This window comes from Streptococcus constellatus subsp. constellatus, from assembly GCF_023167545.1.
GTDB lineage: Bacteria > Bacillota > Bacilli > Lactobacillales > Streptococcaceae > Streptococcus > Streptococcus constellatus.
Window position 1 is genome coordinate 1,689,937 of record NZ_AP014647.1, and the last position, 18,488, is coordinate 1,708,424.

General features: G+C 40.9%; 12 protein-coding genes. 4 read left to right on the forward strand and 8 right to left on the reverse strand.

What is annotated here, in order from left to right:
• Nucleotides 1-102: 102 nt before the first annotated feature.
• From SCSC_RS08295 to SCSC_RS08305, 3 genes are all read right to left on the reverse strand, one after another.
• On the reverse strand, nucleotides 103-387 hold the full coding sequence (locus SCSC_RS08295; protein WP_006269982.1) for a 2'-5' RNA ligase family protein: 285 nt from the start codon (nucleotides 385-387) through the stop codon (nucleotides 103-105).
• Nucleotides 388-389: 2 nt separating this feature from the next.
• The gene (locus SCSC_RS08300) at nucleotides 390-596 is read right to left on the reverse strand and encodes a hypothetical protein (protein WP_006269988.1); all 207 of its coding nucleotides are present in this window, start codon (nucleotides 594-596) and stop codon (nucleotides 390-392) included.
• Nucleotides 597-850: 254 nt separating this feature from the next.
• Nucleotides 851-2,047, reverse strand: a complete 1,197-nt coding sequence (locus SCSC_RS08305) for a phosphoglycerate kinase (RefSeq protein ID WP_003070796.1) — start codon at nucleotides 2,045-2,047, stop codon at nucleotides 851-853.
• Nucleotides 2,048-2,189: 142 nt separating this feature from the next.
• Here SCSC_RS08305 and SCSC_RS08310 point away from each other — a divergent pair, with 142 nt between their 5' ends.
• Nucleotides 2,190-2,894: a hypothetical protein gene (locus tag SCSC_RS08310; protein ID WP_003070797.1), complete on the forward strand. Its 705-nt coding sequence runs from the start codon at nucleotides 2,190-2,192 to the stop codon at nucleotides 2,892-2,894.
• Nucleotides 2,895-3,058: 164 nt separating this feature from the next.
• Here SCSC_RS08310 and rpoC read toward each other — a convergent pair whose 3' ends face one another.
• From rpoC to pbp1b, 3 genes are all read right to left on the reverse strand, one after another.
• Nucleotides 3,059-6,697, reverse strand: coding sequence for a DNA-directed RNA polymerase subunit beta' (gene rpoC / locus SCSC_RS08315; protein ID WP_006270000.1), 3,639 nt, complete (start codon nucleotides 6,695-6,697; stop codon nucleotides 3,059-3,061).
• 38 nt (nucleotides 6,698-6,735) lie between these two features.
• On the reverse strand, nucleotides 6,736-10,302 hold the full coding sequence (rpoB, locus tag SCSC_RS08320) for a DNA-directed RNA polymerase subunit beta (RefSeq protein ID WP_006268060.1): 3,567 nt from the start codon (nucleotides 10,300-10,302) through the stop codon (nucleotides 6,736-6,738).
• A 288-nt stretch (nucleotides 10,303-10,590) separates the two neighbouring features.
• Complete coding sequence (gene pbp1b, locus SCSC_RS08325; RefSeq protein ID WP_006270008.1) at nucleotides 10,591-12,930, reverse strand: penicillin-binding protein PBP1B; 2,340 nt, start codon at nucleotides 12,928-12,930, stop codon at nucleotides 10,591-10,593.
• 181 nt (nucleotides 12,931-13,111) lie between these two features.
• Here pbp1b and tyrS point away from each other — a divergent pair, with 181 nt between their 5' ends.
• The 3 genes from tyrS (at nucleotide 13,112) to SCSC_RS08340 (ending at nucleotide 17,123) form a co-directional block, all read left to right on the forward strand.
• Complete coding sequence (gene tyrS / locus SCSC_RS08330) at nucleotides 13,112-14,368, forward strand: tyrosine--tRNA ligase (RefSeq protein ID WP_006270007.1); 1,257 nt, start codon at nucleotides 13,112-13,114, stop codon at nucleotides 14,366-14,368.
• 133 nt (nucleotides 14,369-14,501) lie between these two features.
• The gene (locus tag SCSC_RS08335; protein ID WP_115342923.1) at nucleotides 14,502-16,028 is read left to right on the forward strand and encodes an IS1182 family transposase; all 1,527 of its coding nucleotides are present in this window, start codon (nucleotides 14,502-14,504) and stop codon (nucleotides 16,026-16,028) included.
• Nucleotides 16,029-16,271: 243 nt separating this feature from the next.
• Complete coding sequence (locus SCSC_RS08340; RefSeq protein WP_006270601.1) at nucleotides 16,272-17,123, forward strand: putative RNA methyltransferase; 852 nt, start codon at nucleotides 16,272-16,274, stop codon at nucleotides 17,121-17,123.
• Between the two features lie 42 nt (nucleotides 17,124-17,165).
• Here SCSC_RS08340 and SCSC_RS08345 read toward each other — a convergent pair whose 3' ends face one another.
• Together SCSC_RS08345 and SCSC_RS08350 are read right to left on the reverse strand one after the other, a co-directional pair.
• The gene (locus SCSC_RS08345) at nucleotides 17,166-17,846 is read right to left on the reverse strand and encodes a rhomboid family intramembrane serine protease (RefSeq protein WP_006268016.1); all 681 of its coding nucleotides are present in this window, start codon (nucleotides 17,844-17,846) and stop codon (nucleotides 17,166-17,168) included.
• A complete protein-coding gene (locus SCSC_RS08350) occupies nucleotides 17,839-18,366 on the reverse strand; it encodes a 5-formyltetrahydrofolate cyclo-ligase (protein WP_006270600.1) in 528 nt (175 codons plus the stop codon). Before SCSC_RS08350 ends, SCSC_RS08345 begins: the two co-directional genes overlap by 8 nt.
• Between the last annotated feature and the right edge of the window lie 122 nt (nucleotides 18,367-18,488).

Genomic DNA, 18,488 nt, shown 5'->3' on the forward strand with positions numbered 1-18,488 from the left:
AGAGAAATTTTGAGGAAAAGAATGATGGTTTCCAAACAGGTCTGTCAAAGCTTTCCTATACATTTTTTTAGAGAAAGTTCACAGACATCTTCTACTTGACCATCACTTCCTATCTTTATCAGTTTTAATCCCGTCAGGATTCCTGAGACAGATGGATAATGAGCAAAACAGTGAAGGTAAAGCAGAGCCCATTTTTTCTTTTGGAACTCGGTTGGCTAATGTCACATGCGGAACCCAGTTTTCAAGAAGATAGGAGGAAGATTGGTCTACATAACTTGCAATCTTTTTATGTAACTCTGCATGAAATGCAGTTAATTCTGACGTTTTAACAGGATTGAGTGTAACAATGGAAGAACCTAGAAAGGACGAAATAGAGCTAAAATTCAAACTTACAGCTGACTAATCTTCGCCATCTCTTCCGAGATTAGCTGGATATCAGCCAAATCTACTTTTTCAAGAGACGAAAAAGTCAAATGTGGTTCCCGATCGACTACTTCATAAGTGTAGTTTGATAGACTATTGACACTCAAACTGCGCCAAATAGAGCGGACTCGTTCTTGGCTATACCTATCTAGAGCTCCTATAATAATGTACATATCGTTTCTCTGTAAAAGAAAAAGTGGTTGAACCACCTTTCCTCTATTATTTTTTTGTTCTAGCCTTATTTTTCAGTCAATGCTGCAAGACCTGGGAGTACCTTTCCTTCAAGAAGTTCCATAGATGCACCACCACCGCGTCACAAATACTTTCACTAACACAAAAAGGTGAACAAGCCACCTTTTTGTTATCATTTCAGTTTTGCTCCTTTTTCTCCAAAATCAGGATTTTGGAGAGACTAACGGGCTAAAACTTATTTTTCAGTAAGAGCTGCAAGTCCTGGAAGAACTTTACCTTCCAACAATTCCATAGACGCGCCTCCGCCCGTACTAATCCATGAGAATTTATCTGCACGACCAAGGTTGATAGCTGCAGCAGCTGAGTCACCACCACCGATAATTGATTTAACGCCTGGTTGTTTAACGATAGCGTCCATTACACCGATTGTACCAGCTTGGAAATCAGGATTTTCAAAGACGCCCATAGGTCCGTTCCAAACAACTGTTTTAGCACCAGTTAATTCTTGGTCAAATTTAGCGATTGATTTAGGACCGATATCCAAACCAAGGAAGCCAGGGTCTACTGCTTCACCTTCAGTATTTTTCACTTCAGTGTAGTCAGCAAATGCGTTTGCTTCTTTAGAGTCAACTGGCAAAATGAGTTTCCCATTTGATTTTTCAAGAAGAGCTCTAGCAATATCGAGTTTGTCTTCTTCAACAAGTGAATTACCGATTTCGATGCCTTGTGCTTTGTAGAATGTGTAAGTCATCCCACCACCGATAAGAACTTTATCAGCTTTTTCAAGAAGATTTTCGATAACACCGATCTTATCAGAGACCTTTGAACCACCAAGAATGGCTACGAATGGACGAACTGGATTTTCAACAGCTTCTTTGATATAAGCAATTTCGTTTTCAAGAAGGAAACCAGCAACAGCTTTTTCAACGTTTGCTGAGATACCAACGTTAGATGCATGTGCACGGTGAGCTGTACCGAATGCGTCGTTTACGAAGATACCATCTCCAAGTGATGCCCAGTATTTACCAAGTTCTGGATCATTTTTAGATTCTTTTTTACCGTCAACATCTTCAAAACGAGTGTTTTCAACAAGAAGAACTTCGCCGTCTTTAAGAGCATTAATAGCTGTTTCAAGTTTTTCACCACGGGTAACACCGGGGAAGATAACTTCTTGACCAAGTTTTGCAGACAAATCTGCTGCTACTGGAGCAAGTGATTTTCCTTCCTTATCAGCTTCTTCTTTCACACGCCCAAGGTGAGAGAAGAGAACAGCACGTCCACCATGTTCGATGATATATTTAATTGTTGGCAAAGCCGCAGTAATACGGTTGTCATTAGTGATAACGCCATCTTTCAAAGGTACGTTAAAGTCAACACGAACGAGAACTTTCTTTCCCTTCAAATCAACGTCTTTAACAGTCAATTTAGCCATTTAATCAGACTCCTTATTATTTTTTGTACATGATAATTATATCACAAAAGCGATTAAAAAGGTAGCAAAATCAGACACTTTTCCTGTCTTATTGACAAAGCTCTATCAGCACACTACAATAAAGATAAAAAGGGCAAATCATATGAAACAAACATTATCTATCGTCCAAAAGAAAGTTGACCAAGATTTAAACATCATTGCCATCTTGACTATGCTTCCGCTTATCGGATATTTATTTTTCCAACAAGAAATAACTGATTTCACCCATCAGTCATCGTTTCCCATTTGGCTTCGCCTTCTCTTTCTCGCAATGTGTCAGTTTGGTGCAGCTGGTCTAGGGACTAGCGTCGTTCTGATTCGTCGCAAAGAAAGCTGGAAAGAATATGGATTGGTTACTAAACATTTTCTCCCGTCCTGCGTCCAAACTGCAATCACCTGTCTTCCTTTGCTGCTTTTCCTCATCATTACAGGACAAGTTCACACCTACCTCCCATTTCAATCAATCTCCTTAACGAAAGAAATTCTTGCTAGTTCTTTTCCGACAAACATCTTAGGTTACTTGCTCATTTCTCTTATCTGGGGATTCTGGGAAGGTTTTAATTATGTTGTAATTTCTAGGAAAATCAATCTTCGCTATCCACGTCAAAATAAGAAAATTGACCTTGGTGCCCTCATTTGTGCTTTGATTTGCCTCCTTGTTCATGGAATGATTGGCTTGGATGCGACTTCTCTATTTGAAGCAATCGCCGTATTCATTCTCATTTATGGCATGCTGGTCATTCAGAAACGGACTGGGAATGCATGGAGTTGTATTCTCATCTTTTGCTTCTTTTGGAATGCATTTTAATACTAGCCAAAAATCTAATTTTGACGGCCCCTTTTTACACTTGAATCAAAATTAAAATGCGATATATTCGCTATGCAAAGTTAGCTAAATTTGAAAATTACCAGAGAATTTTTCATAAAATTCTAAACCTAACAAAAAGAGTCGAAGATTTCGACTCTTTTTTATTATTTTGCTGGTGTGGTTTCTTCCACAGTTTCTGTTGCCGTTGTATCTTCGATAATTTCAACTTCATTGACAGCTTGCGGCTCAAGATTACGGTAGCGTGCCATACCTGTACCAGCTGGAATGATTTTACCAATGATAACATTTTCCTTTAGACCAAGCAAGTGATCTTTCTTACCACGGATAGCCGCATCAGTCAGAACACGAGTGGTTTCTTGGAAAGAGGCAGCTGATAAGAAACTGTTGGTTTCCAGAGAAGCCTTGGTAATTCCCATAAGAACAGGACGAGCTGTTGCAGGAACACCGCCTGAGATAACTACATCTCGGTTAGCATCGGTAAAGTCTGTAATATCCATGAGTGTGCCCATAAGAAGATCAGTATCTCCCGGATCCATGATGCGCACCTTACGAATCATTTGGCGAACCATTACTTCAATATGCTTGTCACCGATTTCTACCCCTTGACTGCGGTAAACTTTTTGCACTTCAGCTAGCAGGTAAGTCTCAACAGACAAGACATCACGAACAGCCAATAAATGTTTCGGTTGGATAGAACCTTCTGTTAATGCTGCCCCGCGAGAAACTTGGTCACCTACAGCCACTTTCATACGAGCTGTAAATGGTACAACGTATTCTCCTTCACCGGTTGCACCCTTGACAAAGACTTTCTTAGTCCGAGTGGAAGCATCTTCTTCAATCGCAGTGACTTCACCTTTAACTTCTGTGATGACTGCTTCCCCTTTTGGATTACGGGCTTCAAAGATTTCTTGAACCCGAGGAAGCCCCTGAGTAATATCAGTATTAGAAGCAACACCACCCGTATGGAAAGTCCGCATAGTCAATTGTGTACCAGGTTCACCGATAGATTGGGCAGCAATGGTTCCAACTGCTTCCCCAACTTCAACAGCGTCGCCCGTTGCCAAGTTGATACCATAACAGCGACGGCAAACGCCATGACGCGTATTACATGTAAAGACAGAACGGATAGTAACTTCTTCGATACCAGCGTTGATAATTTCATGCGCTACATCTTCTGTAATCAATACATCTGGACCAACGATGACTTCACCTGTTTCAGGATGTTTAACCGATTTTTTCGTATAACGACCAATCAAGCGCTCTTCCAATGGTTCAATCATTTCTTTGCCGTCAGTAATAGAGCGAATCACAAGACCACGGTCAGTTCCACAATCGTCTTCACGAATGATAACATCTTGCGCCACATCAACCAAGCGACGAGTCAAATAACCTGAGTCGGCAGTCTTAAGGGCTGTATCAGTCATCCCTTTACGCGCTCCGTGAGTTGAGAAGAACATTTCCAGAACAGACAAACCTTCACGGAAGTTAGACAAGATTGGCAACTCCATGATACGGCCATTTGGCGCAGCCATCAGACCACGCATGCCGGCAAGTTGCGAGAAGTTGGAGATGTTACCACGGGCTCCAGAATCCATCATCATAACAATTGGGTTCTTAGGATCTTGATTGGCAACTAACCGTTTTTCCAATTTTTCACGAGCTGCACGCCATTCAGCTGTAACTGCATTATAACGTTCATCATCTGTAATCATCCCACGACGGAATTGTTTTGTAATTTGTTCCACACGCTTGTGAGATGCTTCGATGATTTCAGCCTTATCTTCAACGACTGGAATATCGGCAATCCCTACTGTCAAACCAGCAAGCGTTGAATGATGATAGCCGAGATCTTTCAGACGGTCTAGAAAAGCAGACGTTTCAGTTGTACGGAAACGTTTGAAGATCTCAGCAATGATATTCCCGAGATTTTTCTTCTTAAATGGTACGTTTAATTCAAGTTTACTGATGGCTTCTTTGACATCTTGACCAGGTTCTAAGAAGTATTTAGCTGGCACACCTTCTGCTATGTTTGAGGCAACTGGTTCTTGCAAATACGGCAATTCATCTGGCATGATGTCATTGAAAAGAATCTTACCAACTGTTGTCAAAAGAATCTTGTGTTTTTGATTTTCCGTCCATGGTTTGTTTAAACTATCCGTCGCAATCCCAACACGCGTATGCAAGTGCACATAACCATTCCGAAGAGCCATTACAGCTTCATCACGATCTTTAAAGACCATACCTTCACCTTCACGACCGGCTTCTTCCATCGTTAGGTAGTAGTTCCCTAAGACCATATCTTGTGAAGGTGTTACGACTGGCTTACCGTCTTTTGGATTGAGGATGTGCTCAGCAGCTAGCATAAGAATCCGTGCTTCTGCCTGAGCTTCTTCCGACAATGGTACGTGAATAGCCATTTGGTCTCCGTCAAAGTCAGCGTTGTAGGCTTCACAGACTAACGGGTGCAAACGAAGAGCTTTCCCGTCAATTAAGACTGGCTCAAATGCTTGAATTCCTAATCTGTGAAGTGTCGGTGCGCGGTTAAGGAGTACCGGGTGTTCTTTAATGACATCCTCTAAGATATCCCAAATACGTTCATCACTGCGTTCCACCAAGCGTTTAGCAGCTTTCACGTTTTGCACAATATCACGCGCTACAATTTCACGCATAACAAATGGTTTGAAAAGCTCAATTGCCATTTCGCGCGGCACACCACATTGGTACATTTTGAGGGTTGGACCTACCGCAATAACCGAACGTCCTGAGAAGTCAACCCGTTTTCCGAGCAAGTTTTGACGGAAACGACCTTGTTTTCCTTTAAGCATGTGGCTCAATGATTTGAGCGGGCGGCTACCTGGTCCAGTAATTGGACGACCACGACGACCGTTGTCAATCAACGCATCAACCGCTTCTTGCAACATCCGCTTTTCATTTTGCACGATGATTCCAGGAGCATTCAGCTCTAAAAGACGTGCCAAACGATTGTTCCGATTGATAACACGACGGTAAAGATCGTTCAAGTCAGAGGAAGCAAAGCGTCCACCGTCCAGCTGAAGCATTGGACGTAAGTCTGGCGGAATAACTGGCAAGATGTTTAAGACCATCCATTCTGGTTTGTTACCAGATTTTTGGAAAGCATCTAAAACATCTAAGCGGCGTATCGCTTTGACGCGCTTTTGCCCAGTTGCAGTTTTTAATTCTTCTTTGAGGGCTGCAATTTCTTTTTCCAAATCTACTTGTTTCAAGAGATCTTGGATAGCTTCAGCACCCATTTTTGCAACAAATGATCCTGAACCGTATTCCCGCAAGCGTTCACGATATTCCCGCTCCGTCATAATAGATTTGTGCTCAAGTGGCGTATCTTTTGGATCAATTACCACATAAGCTGCAAAATAAATGACTTCTTCAAGAGCACGAGGACTCATATCCAATGTCAAGCCCATGCGACTCGGAATCCCTTTAAAATACCAAATATGAGAAACAGGAGCCTTTAACTCAATATGTCCCATACGCTCACGACGCACTTTTGTACGAGTGACTTCAACACCACAACGGTCACAAATGATTCCTTTATAACGAATCCGTTTATACTTTCCACACGCACATTCCCAATCTTTCGTAGGACCAAAGATGACTTCATCAAAAAGTCCTTCACGTTCTGGCTTTAGTGTACGGTAGTTAATTGTTTCAGGTTTCTTCACTTCCCCATAAGACCAAGAGCGGACTTTACTAGGTGAAGCTAGGGTGATTTGCATACTTTGAAAACGATTTACATCAACCACTATTTCTTACCTTTCTTTATTATCTATTGAATCAGTTCTTATTCTTTTCCTTCAGCTTCAAAAGCTGCTCTCGCTTCTTGAGCTGCCTTTTCACGCGCTTTTTCAAGGTCATCTACGTGAATCACATCGTCATCCATGCCTTCATCCAAGTCACGAAGTTCTACTTCATTGTCATCTTCATCTAGGACGCGCATGTCAAGACCAAGTGACTGCAATTCTTTCACAAGAACACGGAAAGATTCTGGCACACCTGGTTTTGGAATTGGTTTACCTTTAGTAATAGCTTCATAAGCTCTCAAACGACCATTGATATCATCTGACTTGTAGGTCAAGATTTCTTGAAGGACGTTAGAAGCACCGTAAGCTTCCAAAGCCCAAACTTCCATTTCTCCAAAACGTTGTCCACCGAATTGAGCTTTACCACCAAGTGGTTGCTGTGTAACGGTTGAATAAGGACCAACTGAACGGGCATGAAGCTTATCATCGACCATGTGGTGCAATTTAATCATATACATGACACCGACAGATACACGGTTGTCAAACGGCTCGCCCGTACGACCATCATAAAGAATCGTCTTGGCATCGCTATCCATGCCTGCTTCACGAACAGTATCCCAAAGGTCATCTGAGCTTGCTCCGTCAAATACTGGCGTTGCTATGTGGATACCAAGGTTGCGAGCAGCCATACCAAGGTGAAGCTCCATAACCTGTCCGATATTCATACGTGATGGCACCCCAAGTGGGTTCAACATGATGTCTACTGGTGTTCCGTCTGGAAGATAAGGCATATCCTCAACTGGAACGATACGGGAAACAACCCCTTTATTTCCGTGGCGTCCGGCCATCTTATCCCCAACGCGGATCTTTCGTTTTTGAGCAATGTAAACACGCACCAACATGTTGACACCAGATTGCAATTCATCACCGTTCGCACGAGTAAAGATTTTCACATCACGGACAACCCCAGCACCACCATGTGGTACACGAAGAGATGTGTCACGTACTTCACGAGATTTATCACCGAAAATTGCATGAAGCAGGCGTTCTTCAGCGGATAAGTCTTTTTCACCTTTCGGCGTTACTTTACCGACAAGAATGTCGCCCTCTTTCACCTCAGCACCAATGCGGATAATTCCCATTTCGTCAAGGTCTCTTAGCGCATCTTCCCCAACGTTTGGAATTTCGCGCGTAATTTCTTCAGGACCAAGCTTTGTATCACGTGTTTCTGATTCAAATTCTTCCAAGTGAACAGAGGTATAAACGTCATCTTTTACTAGACGTTCACTCATGATAACGGCATCTTCAAAGTTGTAACCTTCCCATGTCATATAAGCAACGATTGGATTTTGTCCAAGCGCCATTTCACCTTTTTCCATAGAAGGTCCGTCTGCAATAAAGTCGCCTTTTTCAACCGTATCGCCAACTTTCACCAGCGTACGTTGGTTGTAAGAAGTACCAGAGTTTGAACGGCGGAATTTCGTAATATGATAGACATCAAGCGAACCGTCTTCACGACGAACTTCAACTTTGGCAGCATCAGAATATACAACTTTACCGTCGTGCTGTGCAATAATCGCTGCTCCAGAATCATGAGCTGCTTGGTACTCCATTCCTGTCCCAACATATGGTGCGTGTGGGTCAATCAACGGAACAGCTTGCCGCTGCATGTTAGCACCCATGAGGGCACGGTTTGAGTCATCATTTTCAAGGAAAGGAATACATGCTGTCGCAACGGCAACTACCTGTTTAGGCGACACATCCATGAAATCCACCTGATCTGAAGGAAATTCTTGGTTATTCCCTTGGTGACGTCCCATAACAATCGCTTCTGCAAAACGCCCGTCTTCTGTTAACTTAGAATTTGCTTGAGCAACGATGTATTCATCTTCTTCATCCGCTGTTAACCAGACGATTTCATTGGTGACCAGACCTGTTTCACGATCCACTTTACGGTAAGGCGTTTGGATAAAGCCATATTTATTCAAATGCCCATAAGAGGACAAGTTATTGATCAAACCAATATTTGGTCCTTCAGGTGTTTCAATCGGACACATACGACCATAGTGGGTATAGTGCACGTCACGCACTTCGTATCCTGCACGGTCACGTGTTAAACCACCAGGTCCTAAGGCAGATAAACGACGCTTGTGAGACAACTCAGACAGTGGATTGTGTTGATCCATAAATTGAGACAATTGAGAGGAACCAAAGAATTCTTTGATAGCTGCTGTAACTGGGCGTATGTTAATGATTTGTTGCGGAGTCAGTACTTCGTTATCTTGCACGCTCATGCGTTCACGCACATTGCGCTCCATGCGAGAAAGTCCAAGACGCACTTGGTTAGCAAGCAATTCACCTACCGCACGAATCCGACGATTTCCCAAGTGGTCAATATCATCCACACGGCCGATGCCTTCTGCTAAGTTGAGGAAGTAGCTCATCTCAGCCAAGATATCCGCTGGTGTAATCGTATGAACCCGATCACCTGGATTAGCGTTCCCAATAATAGTTACCACGCGATCTGGATCAGTTGGTGCCACGACTTTGAATTTTTGAAGAACGACTGGATCTGTCAATACAGCTGCATCATTTGGAATATAAGTGATTTTATTCAAATCTCCATCCAAATAGTCTGCAATACTATCAATGACACTACGCGTCATAACTGTTCCGGCTTCTACTAAGATTTCTCCTGTTTCTGGGTCAACCAAAGGTTCTGCAATCGTTTGATTTAACAAACGTGTTTTGATATTTAATTTTTTATTAATCTTGTAACGACCAACTGCCGCCAAGTCATAACGATGTGGATCAAAGAAACGAGCAACCAACAGACTACGTGAGCTATCCGCTGTCTTAGGCTCACCTGGACGAAGGCGTTCATAGATTTCTTTCAGCGCTTCATCTGTACGTGAATCCATCGGATTTTTGTGGATATCTTTTTCAATCGTATTGCGAACGAGATCGCTATCACCGAAAATATCAAAGATTTCATCATCACCAGAGAAACCAAGTGCACGAACAAGCGTTGTAAATGGAATTTTACGAGTGCGGTCAATCCGAGTGTAGGCAATATCTTTTGAGTCCGTTTCCAACTCTAACCAAGCTCCACGGTTTGGAATGACGGTTGAACCATACCCAACCTTCCCATTTTTGTCTACTTTATCATTGAAGTAAACACCTGGAGAACGAACGAGCTGTGATACGATAATCCGCTCACCACCGTTGATGATAAACGTTCCCATTTCTGTCATGATTGGAAAATCGCCAAAGAAGACTTCTTGCGTCTTGATTTCGCCGGTTTCTTTATTGATTAAACGGAACGTCACAAAAATAGGTGCAGAATAGCTAGCATCGTGAATCCGTGCTTCTTCTAAAGTGTATTTGGATTCTTTGATTTCATAACCAACAAACTCCAGATCCATAGTGTCTGTAAAGTTTGAAATAGGAAGTACATCTTCAAATACTTCTTTCAAACCATGGTCAAGAAAATCTTTGAACGAATCCGTCTGGATTTCAATCAAATTTGGTAAATCAAGAACTTCCTTGATTCTTGAAAAACTACGACGAGTACGGTGTTTCCCGTATTGAACTTCATGTCCTGCCAAGTTTTTTACTCCTTCTTCTTTCTACATTCTCTATTACATGATAGAGTAGCAATTTCATTTGTCCTTTCTGATAAATTTTCAGAATCTTTAAGTTTTGATAACAAACGATGAAAATCCCAAAAATAGGCACAAAAAGAGCAGCTAAATCTGACTCTAAAAGTATGATTTAACTGCTGTGAGCTTTATATGGACAATATTTCAAATAAAGCAGACGACAAATTATTAATAATATTATACCCTATTTTACTCTGCTTTTCAAGTTTCTTTACTTATGAAAGTGTTTTTATTTTAACGTCCACCTAAAAGTGCTGCCCAAGCTTTTTGATAATCACTATCTGTCCCACCGATTCCAAATTTATAGGTGGTCATCGGAGCGCCATTTTTCGCCCAGTAACTAGTAACCGTCTGACCAGTCAGGCTCATGCTACGACCGTTGACTGTGACTGTTCCAGCTCGTTCACCTGTTGCTTTGAGAACATTGGACTTAATCACGCTTGAATCCAAATTGAACTTATCACCAACTCCCCAAATATTTGGATCAGCTTGATGAATTGCATTCACCAAGTGAGCCATATACTGAGCATTGTTGTTGTAACCCGTCAAAGGTGCCATTGAAGCATTATTGTCATGACCGATCCAGCCACCCAACGTTAATTTTGGAGTGGATACCATAAGCCACATATCTCCATTGCTGTTGGTTGTACCCGTTTTTCCTATCCAATCAGCATTAGCCAAGCCACTATTAATCTGTGCTAAACGAGATTTGAAAGTCGTCGTAGCACCTGAACTCAACACTCCACGCATAAGGCTTTGCATAATCGTTGCTGTGGCCTTGGAATAAACTTGAACAGGTTTAGCTTTATGTTCATATACAACTTTCCCATTCTTTGCCGTAATCTTTTCAATCATATAGCGCTCTTGATAAGCCCCATTATTGGCTAAAGTTTGAAAACCATTGGTATGCTGAGCAACAGATACTTCAACCCCACCGCCCATTGGCAAACTTTCAATATCGTAATTTTCAATTTGATAGCCCATTTTTTCCATATAACCTCGAACATTGACCCCTTTGTCACGAAGCAATTTATAGGTCCAATAAGCTGGAATGTTCCAAGAAGTATTTAAAGCCTCCTGCAAATCCATCATAGCCGTACCACGGCTATCTACGTGCATAATGGGCTCGCCGCTAGAGAAATTTGCCGGATAATTAGACAGCATACTGGCACTGCCCATCAGGCCTTGGTCAATGGCTATGCCATAAGCTAAAATCGGTTTAATGGTTGAGCCTGGTGAGCGCTCCGTATCAAAAGCGTGGTTGTTTTGGTTGGAAGCATAATCACGTCCTCCTATAAAGCCCAAAACAGCACCCGTCCGATTGTCCATGAGAACATTTCCCGCTTCAACTGCACCTGTTCCATCATCTAACACACCACCAAAATTAGCAATCGCATTTTGCATAGCGTTGTGGATATTTTTGTTAATCGTTGTGGTAACAGTATAGCCACCCTCACTCAACTCTTTTGCAGCTAATCCTTTATAGGCTTTCACAGTTGCATCATTTTTCAATTCCTGTTGTGAAACATTGTCTCGCCTAATCAAGTATTCATACATTGCTTTTTGAGCTTCTTTCATCGCAACGTAATATAAATAATCATGCGAATTTTTTGAAGAGCGTTCGGCAGGCAGAAAATCCCGTTTCAAATCATAATCTTTATACAATTGGTACTCATCTTTATTAATCGCACCTGTTCGATACATATTGTAAATGACTTTTTTAGCACGGTTGAGTCCTAATGTCATGTCTTTAGCACTTTTCAGACTACCATCAGCTGCATAAGGAGAATAAACAATCGGGCTTTGTGGCAACCCCGCAATAAAAGCTGCTTGAGGTACTGTCAACTTGCTAGCAGGTACTCCAAAAATTCCTTGGGCTGCTTCTTCTACACCGGCAATATTTTGCCCTTTATTATTTCTTCCAAACGGGGCCACATTCAAATAAGTCGTTAAAATATCATCTTTGCTCATACAGCGTTCTAAAGCCAGTGCATCAATGATTTCTGTCGCTTTACGCTTGAAAGTTGGTGCATCACCAACAACTTGTTGTTTGATTAACTGCTGCGTTAAGGTAGAACCACCACTTGAGGAGCCAATCCCTGCAACAGAGCCTAGTGTTGCCCGCAAAACAGCTTTCGTAACAACCCCATGATGCTTGTGGAAATTTTCGTCTTCCGTAGCAATGACTGCTTTTTTTACATTAGCAGAAATAGATTTGCTAGCTACTGATATTCTTAGTAAATCACTATCAATTGCTGAAATTGAACTACCATCAGCATATTTTAATTCAGAAATAGCCGAGATGTCTTGGATTTTTTTGATGAGCTCTTCTTTTTTAGGAGTTTCAACCTTATCGAAGATTCTTGCACCATAACCCAATGCAATACCTCCACCAAACAAGCACCCTAAAAAAACAAGCACAAAAAAGACATTTGATAATAATTTCAGAGTACGAAGGATAGTTCCACCAATACTCAAAATTGTCCAGTTTTCCTTTTTATTTTTGCTAGGACGATCTGTTTGAAAAAGTTTCTCAAACAATTGTTGTATTTTTTCTAAAACTTGTTTAAACATTCTTTCTCCTTGGGCTTTCTGTGCCTATTATAGCAAATTTATGAAACTTCTGACAACAAGAAATGCAAGCCTTGGCTGAAATCATTGTTTTTTTCATTATTTTTGCGATTTTACTATATTCTAGTGCTTGTTTGTGATACAATGTTACAATAACTAGAAATTTTATAAAGGAGAGACAGATATGCACATTTTTGATGAGCTAAAAGAACGTGGTTTGGTTTTTCAAACAACTGACGAAGAAGCATTGCGCAAAGCCCTAGCAGAAGGAAATGTCAGCTTTTATTCTGGTTATGACCCAACTGCTGATAGCTTACATCTTGGTCACCTTGTACCAATCCTTGTCATGAAACATTTACAGTTGGCTGGTCACAAACCCTATGCTCTCGTTGGCGGTGCAACTGGCTTAATTGGCGATCCATCATTTAAAGATACAGAACGGAGCTTACAAACAAAAGACACAGTTGAAGGCTGGGTACAGAGCATTCAAGCGCAAGTATCGCGTTTTCTTGACTTTGAAAATGGCGACAACAAGGCTGAAATGGTCAACAACTATGACTGGTTCTCCGACATTAGCTTTATTGACTTTCTACGTGATGTTGGAAAATATTTCACTGTCAACTACATGATGAGTAAAGAATCCGTAAAAAAACGGATTGAAACAGGCATTTCGTATACCGAGTTTGCTTACCAGATTATGCAAGGCTATGACTTTTTTGAGTTAAATCGACAATACGATGTCACTTTGCAAATCGGTGGCTCAGATCAATGGGGCAATATGACAGCTGGTACAGAGTTACTTCGCCGCAAAGCAGATAAAACAGGTCATGTTATTACAGTGCCACTCATCACAGATGCCACTGGTAAGAAATTTGGTAAGTCAGAAGGTAATGCTGTATGGCTCAATGCCGATAAAACCAGCCCTTACGAAATGTATCAATTCTGGATGAATGTCATGGACGCTGATGCCGTGCGTTTCCTAAAAATCTTTACACTTCTTCCACTTGATGAAATCGAAGAAATCGGAAAACAATTTGAAGCAGCTCCCCACGAACGGTTGGCACAAAAAATCTTAGCACGAGAAGTGGTCACACTTGTACATGGCGAAGAAGCCTACAAAGAAGCGCTCAACATCACCGAACAACTTTTTGCTGGAAATATTAAAAATCTTTCTGTCAAAGAATTAAAACAAGGTCTTCGCGGAGTGCCAAATTATCAAGTGAAAACAGATGACAATCTCAATATTGTGGAAGTTTTGGTAGCAGCTGGCGTTGTCAATTCTAAACGCCAAGCTCGTGAAGATGTTCAAAATGGCGCTATTTATGTCAATGGCGAACGTATTCAAGACCTTAACTATACATTAACGGATGCTGACAAATTAGAAAACGAACTAACTGTCATTCGTCGCGGCAAGAAAAAATATTTTGTTTTGACTTACTAGTCAAAAATGAAGAGTCTGGGACAATAGTCCCTTTGCTACAAAAAAAGCAACGGATTTGCCGTTGCTTTTTGCATGGTTGCGATAGTCTTGGTAAAATAGAATTGCCCAATAAACCATTTAGAAAGGCTATCCCATGCATATTCACTATAACACAAATCAAACAACTTTACCACTAGAAATCAGTTCTTTCTTGCCACAAGACCATCTCGTCTTTACTATTGAAAAAGTGGTGAATGCCTTGGAGGATCGTCACTTCCACACGTTCTATCATAACTTTGGTCGCCCGTCTTATCACCCTAAAATGCTTTTAGCCGCTCTACTATTTGCCTACTCGCAAGGGATTTTCTCTGGACGAAAAATCGAAAAAATGATGATTGAAAATCTGGCTATGCAGTACCTAACAGGACAGTTGGTTGTCAGCTACCGCACTATCAATCGATTTCGAGTCGCTAAAGGGATGGAAGACCTCATTCGTGATCTTTTCATTGACCTCAATCTTCGTTTAAAAATGGAAGAGTTAGTGACCTTAGATTGTCTGTTTATTGACGGGACTAAGATTGAAGCCAACGCTAACAAGTATAGTTTCGTGTGGAAAAAGGCCACAGACAAGTTTTCCGTCAAACTTCAAGAACAGATACAGGTCTATTTTCAAGAAGAAATCACTCCCCTTATCCATCAGGCCATTAGGCTGGACGAAGAAGAACCGATTGCTTCAGAGCAGTTGATTGAATTCGCTCAAGTCCTCGAAGAAGAATTGGAAAAACTGAACCAAGACATTGAGGAGACACCCGTTAAAGGAAAGGATGAACGTAAAACTCAACGTCGGAAACTCAAGAAAGTCCTGCGTAAAGTCAAGGATGATTTTTCAGTACGTGCTGAAAAATATGAAGGCTACCAAGAGACATTTGAAGGGCGTAACAGCTTTTCCAAAACAGATACAGATGCCACTTTTATGCGGATGAAAGAAGACCACATGAAGAATGGTCAACTCAAGGCTGCTTACAATCTTCAAATCGCTACTGAAAATCAATTTGTTCTTCATTATGATGTCTTCTCAAATCCGACAGATACCAAGACTCTCCTGCCATTCCTTGAAACCTATCCGCATGACTTGAAGACCGTTGTCGCAGATGCTGGATATGAAAGTGAAGAGAACCTCCTTCGTTTAGATGAAAAGGAGGTGAACCACCTGATTAAATATGCCATGTTTGATCAGGAACAGAAGAAAGGGTATAAACAGTCGGCTAGAAACTTAGCGAATTGGTACTATGATGACAAGGAGGATAGCTACACTCATCCTGATGGCTGGTGCTATCGTTTTCATCATATCAAACATCAGAAAACACAGACGGACTTTCAACAGGAAATCAAGGTTTACTACGCTGATGAACCTAAATCAGCCCCTCAAAAGGGACTATATATCAACGAACGTTATCAACACTTAAAAGCTAAAGAATGCCAAGCGCTTTTATCTCCCGAAGGTAGACAGATTTTCAATCAACGTAAGATTGATGTGGAACCTGTCTTTGGGCAGATAAAGGCTTATTTGGGTTACAAGAGATGTAACCTAAGAGGCAAGCGTCAGGTGAAAATTGACATGGGTTTAGTGCTCATGGCCAATAATCTCCTTAAATACAATAAGAGAACGACTCAAACTTAAAAAGCTAGAGTTCCATAATTGGGAATCTCTAGCTTTTTTGTGACTGAGAACTATTTTGTCTCAGACTCTTCTTTATTTTAATTAGCATAATGCATTGACCTAGTTGTAGCTTGAAAAATAAAAAACACAAATCCCGTCTTAATAAAGAAGAACTCATTTTCAGTTTCCTTTCTTTATCATCGACTTGCCAAAGCATTTCTCACATGTTACACTAGTCAGAGAAATCTATGAAAGAGAAAACGCATGAAACCCAAACTCAAACGTTTTGAAACAGCTAATCTTTTTGCTTGCCCTTTTTGCCAGCAAGCCTTGTTTTTAGCAGAAAATAGTCTTAAATGTAACAATAAGCATTCCTTTGATCTAGCAAAATTCGGTTATGTCAATCTGGCACCACAGGTGAAGCAGTCAAAAGACTACGATAAAACCAACTTTCAAAATCGACAATTGATTCTCGAAGCAGGATTCTATCAGCCAATTTTAAACAAACTGTTAGATATTTTAACTTCTTTTCCACAGCATGCTAATCTGTTAGATATTGGCTGCGGAGAGGGGTACTATGCTCGAAACCTGCAAGCACAGATGACTGATCAACACATCTACGCGTTTGATTTATCAAAAGAATCGATTCAGCTAGCAGCCAAAAGCGACCACAGCATGGCAGTAAATTGGTTTGTTGGAGATCTGGCGCATCTTTCCATTCAAGATACCAGTATGGATGTGATTTTGGATATTTTCTCTCCTGCCAATTATCAAGAGTTTCAACGCGTATTGCGGAAAAACGGCTTGCTTATTAAGGTTATTCCTAATAACCAACATTTGCAAGAAATTCGTAGTATCGTTGCCGAGCAATTAACAAACACGAACTATTCCAATCAAAACATCCTTGATCACTTCAAGGAGTCCTTTACCATTATAGATTCCTATGACGTTGCTGGTACTTTTTCACTAAAGGAAAATGAAAAAATGGCTCTGCTGAAAATGACTCCGCTTCTTTTCAATATGGATATTGAAAAAATCGACTGGTCATCTTTACATGAAATCACCATTGCTGCAAAGATTTTGGTCGGTCAAGAAAAACAAACACAAAAGAGGTAGAAACAGACTGCCGCGAGATACAGCAGTCTATTCAACCCCTTTTTATATGCCTCGATTAAAAGCAAGAAAGACCATTCCCAAAACTAAAACTAAATAGATAACCAGCGCTAAAACACGTTGCCCCACTTGATAAGCTCTTTGCTCGCCATGGACTGGGAAAATAACAGCACACAGAGCGCCTCCGACTGCACCGCCTAAATGTCCTGCCAGACTGATTCCCGGTGTCAAGCTTAATACCAAGTTCATAACCAGTAGAATTAAGTAAGATTGACCAAGTTGCTGAATATAGGGATTGTGAACCGCATAGCGCAACGTAATAATAGCGCCAAAAATTCCAAACAAAGATGTAGAGGCACCTGCCGCCACAGCACTTGGAGTGAAAAAGAAGACAAAAGCATTTCCTAAAATCCCAGACATCAAATAAAGAAACAGAAAATTCCATGAACCAAAAATGTCCTCAGCTTGGCGTCCGATAAAATACAGCGTAATCATATTCATCACAAAATGCTCCAAGCCGATATGAACGAAAATCGCTGATACCAAGCGCCAAATCTGACTTGGAAAATATTGGATGCTTCGCCCATGCATGGCGCCAAACTCATAAATTGTTTGAGTACTGCTGTAAGCAAATCCACGCAATAAAAACATGGTTAGAAAAAGTCCTGTCGTTATAAGTAATAAAATACTTGTCACAGGATACTGTTTATTATAAATTTTATTCACAAATCAATACCTCCTGAATAGGAATATCGTAATTATCCGGTTGAAAATCCGCTAATTGACAAGGATAAATTGTACTTACTGTCATTCCCTTAAAATCAGCCAAGTAGCGGTCATAATAACCTCCACCATAGCCAATCCGGTAGTCACCTTTATTAAAAGCAACACCCGGTACGTGAATCAAATCAATATGAGTTTTCTCTACCACTTGTCCACTCCTTGGCTCCCAGATACCAAAAGCAGTCAATTCCAAGTCATTTGGATTATAATCCACAAAAATCATGCACCCATGAGGATAAGTCTTCGGAATCACAATTCGCTTGCCATCTGCTTGTGCTTGTCTGATGAAAAGCCCCGTGTCAAACTCGTGTGGCAAAGATAAATAAGTCGCAATTGTTTTAGCGTGTTGGTAAACAGAGGATTTCAGCAAGTACTGTGTGAGCAAAGCATCTCTCTGCTGTTTTGCTATCAATTCCTGTCCTTTCATTTCTCTTACTATCTTTTTACGTAAAGTCGTCTTCACTTATCTTCTCCTTGATAAGGTTGTCAGAATTTCCAATCCGTCATTTATTAAAGTAACAACAAAAACTTTCCAACTTTTTGATTAGCAAAATAGCAAAGATGCTTCAGTTGATATCAGTTTCA

What these genes read in the sequence shown, in the direction of transcription:
- SCSC_RS08300 (WP_006269988.1), bottom strand. Translation starts at nt 596, where the DNA reads ATGTACATTATTATAGGAGCTCTAGATAGGTATAGCCAAGAACGAGTC.
- SCSC_RS08305 (WP_003070796.1), bottom strand. Translation starts at nt 2,047, where the DNA reads ATGGCTAAATTGACTGTTAAAGACGTTGATTTGAAGGGAAAGAAAGTT.
- SCSC_RS08310 (WP_003070797.1), top strand. Translation starts at nt 2,190, where the DNA reads ATGAAACAAACATTATCTATCGTCCAAAAGAAAGTTGACCAAGATTTA.
- pbp1b (WP_006270008.1), bottom strand. Translation starts at nt 12,930, where the DNA reads ATGTTTAAACAAGTTTTAGAAAAAATACAACAATTGTTTGAGAAACTT.
- tyrS (WP_006270007.1), top strand. Translation starts at nt 13,112, where the DNA reads ATGCACATTTTTGATGAGCTAAAAGAACGTGGTTTGGTTTTTCAAACA.
- SCSC_RS08335 (WP_115342923.1), top strand. Translation starts at nt 14,502, where the DNA reads ATGCATATTCACTATAACACAAATCAAACAACTTTACCACTAGAAATC.
- SCSC_RS08340 (WP_006270601.1), top strand. Translation starts at nt 16,272, where the DNA reads ATGAAACCCAAACTCAAACGTTTTGAAACAGCTAATCTTTTTGCTTGC.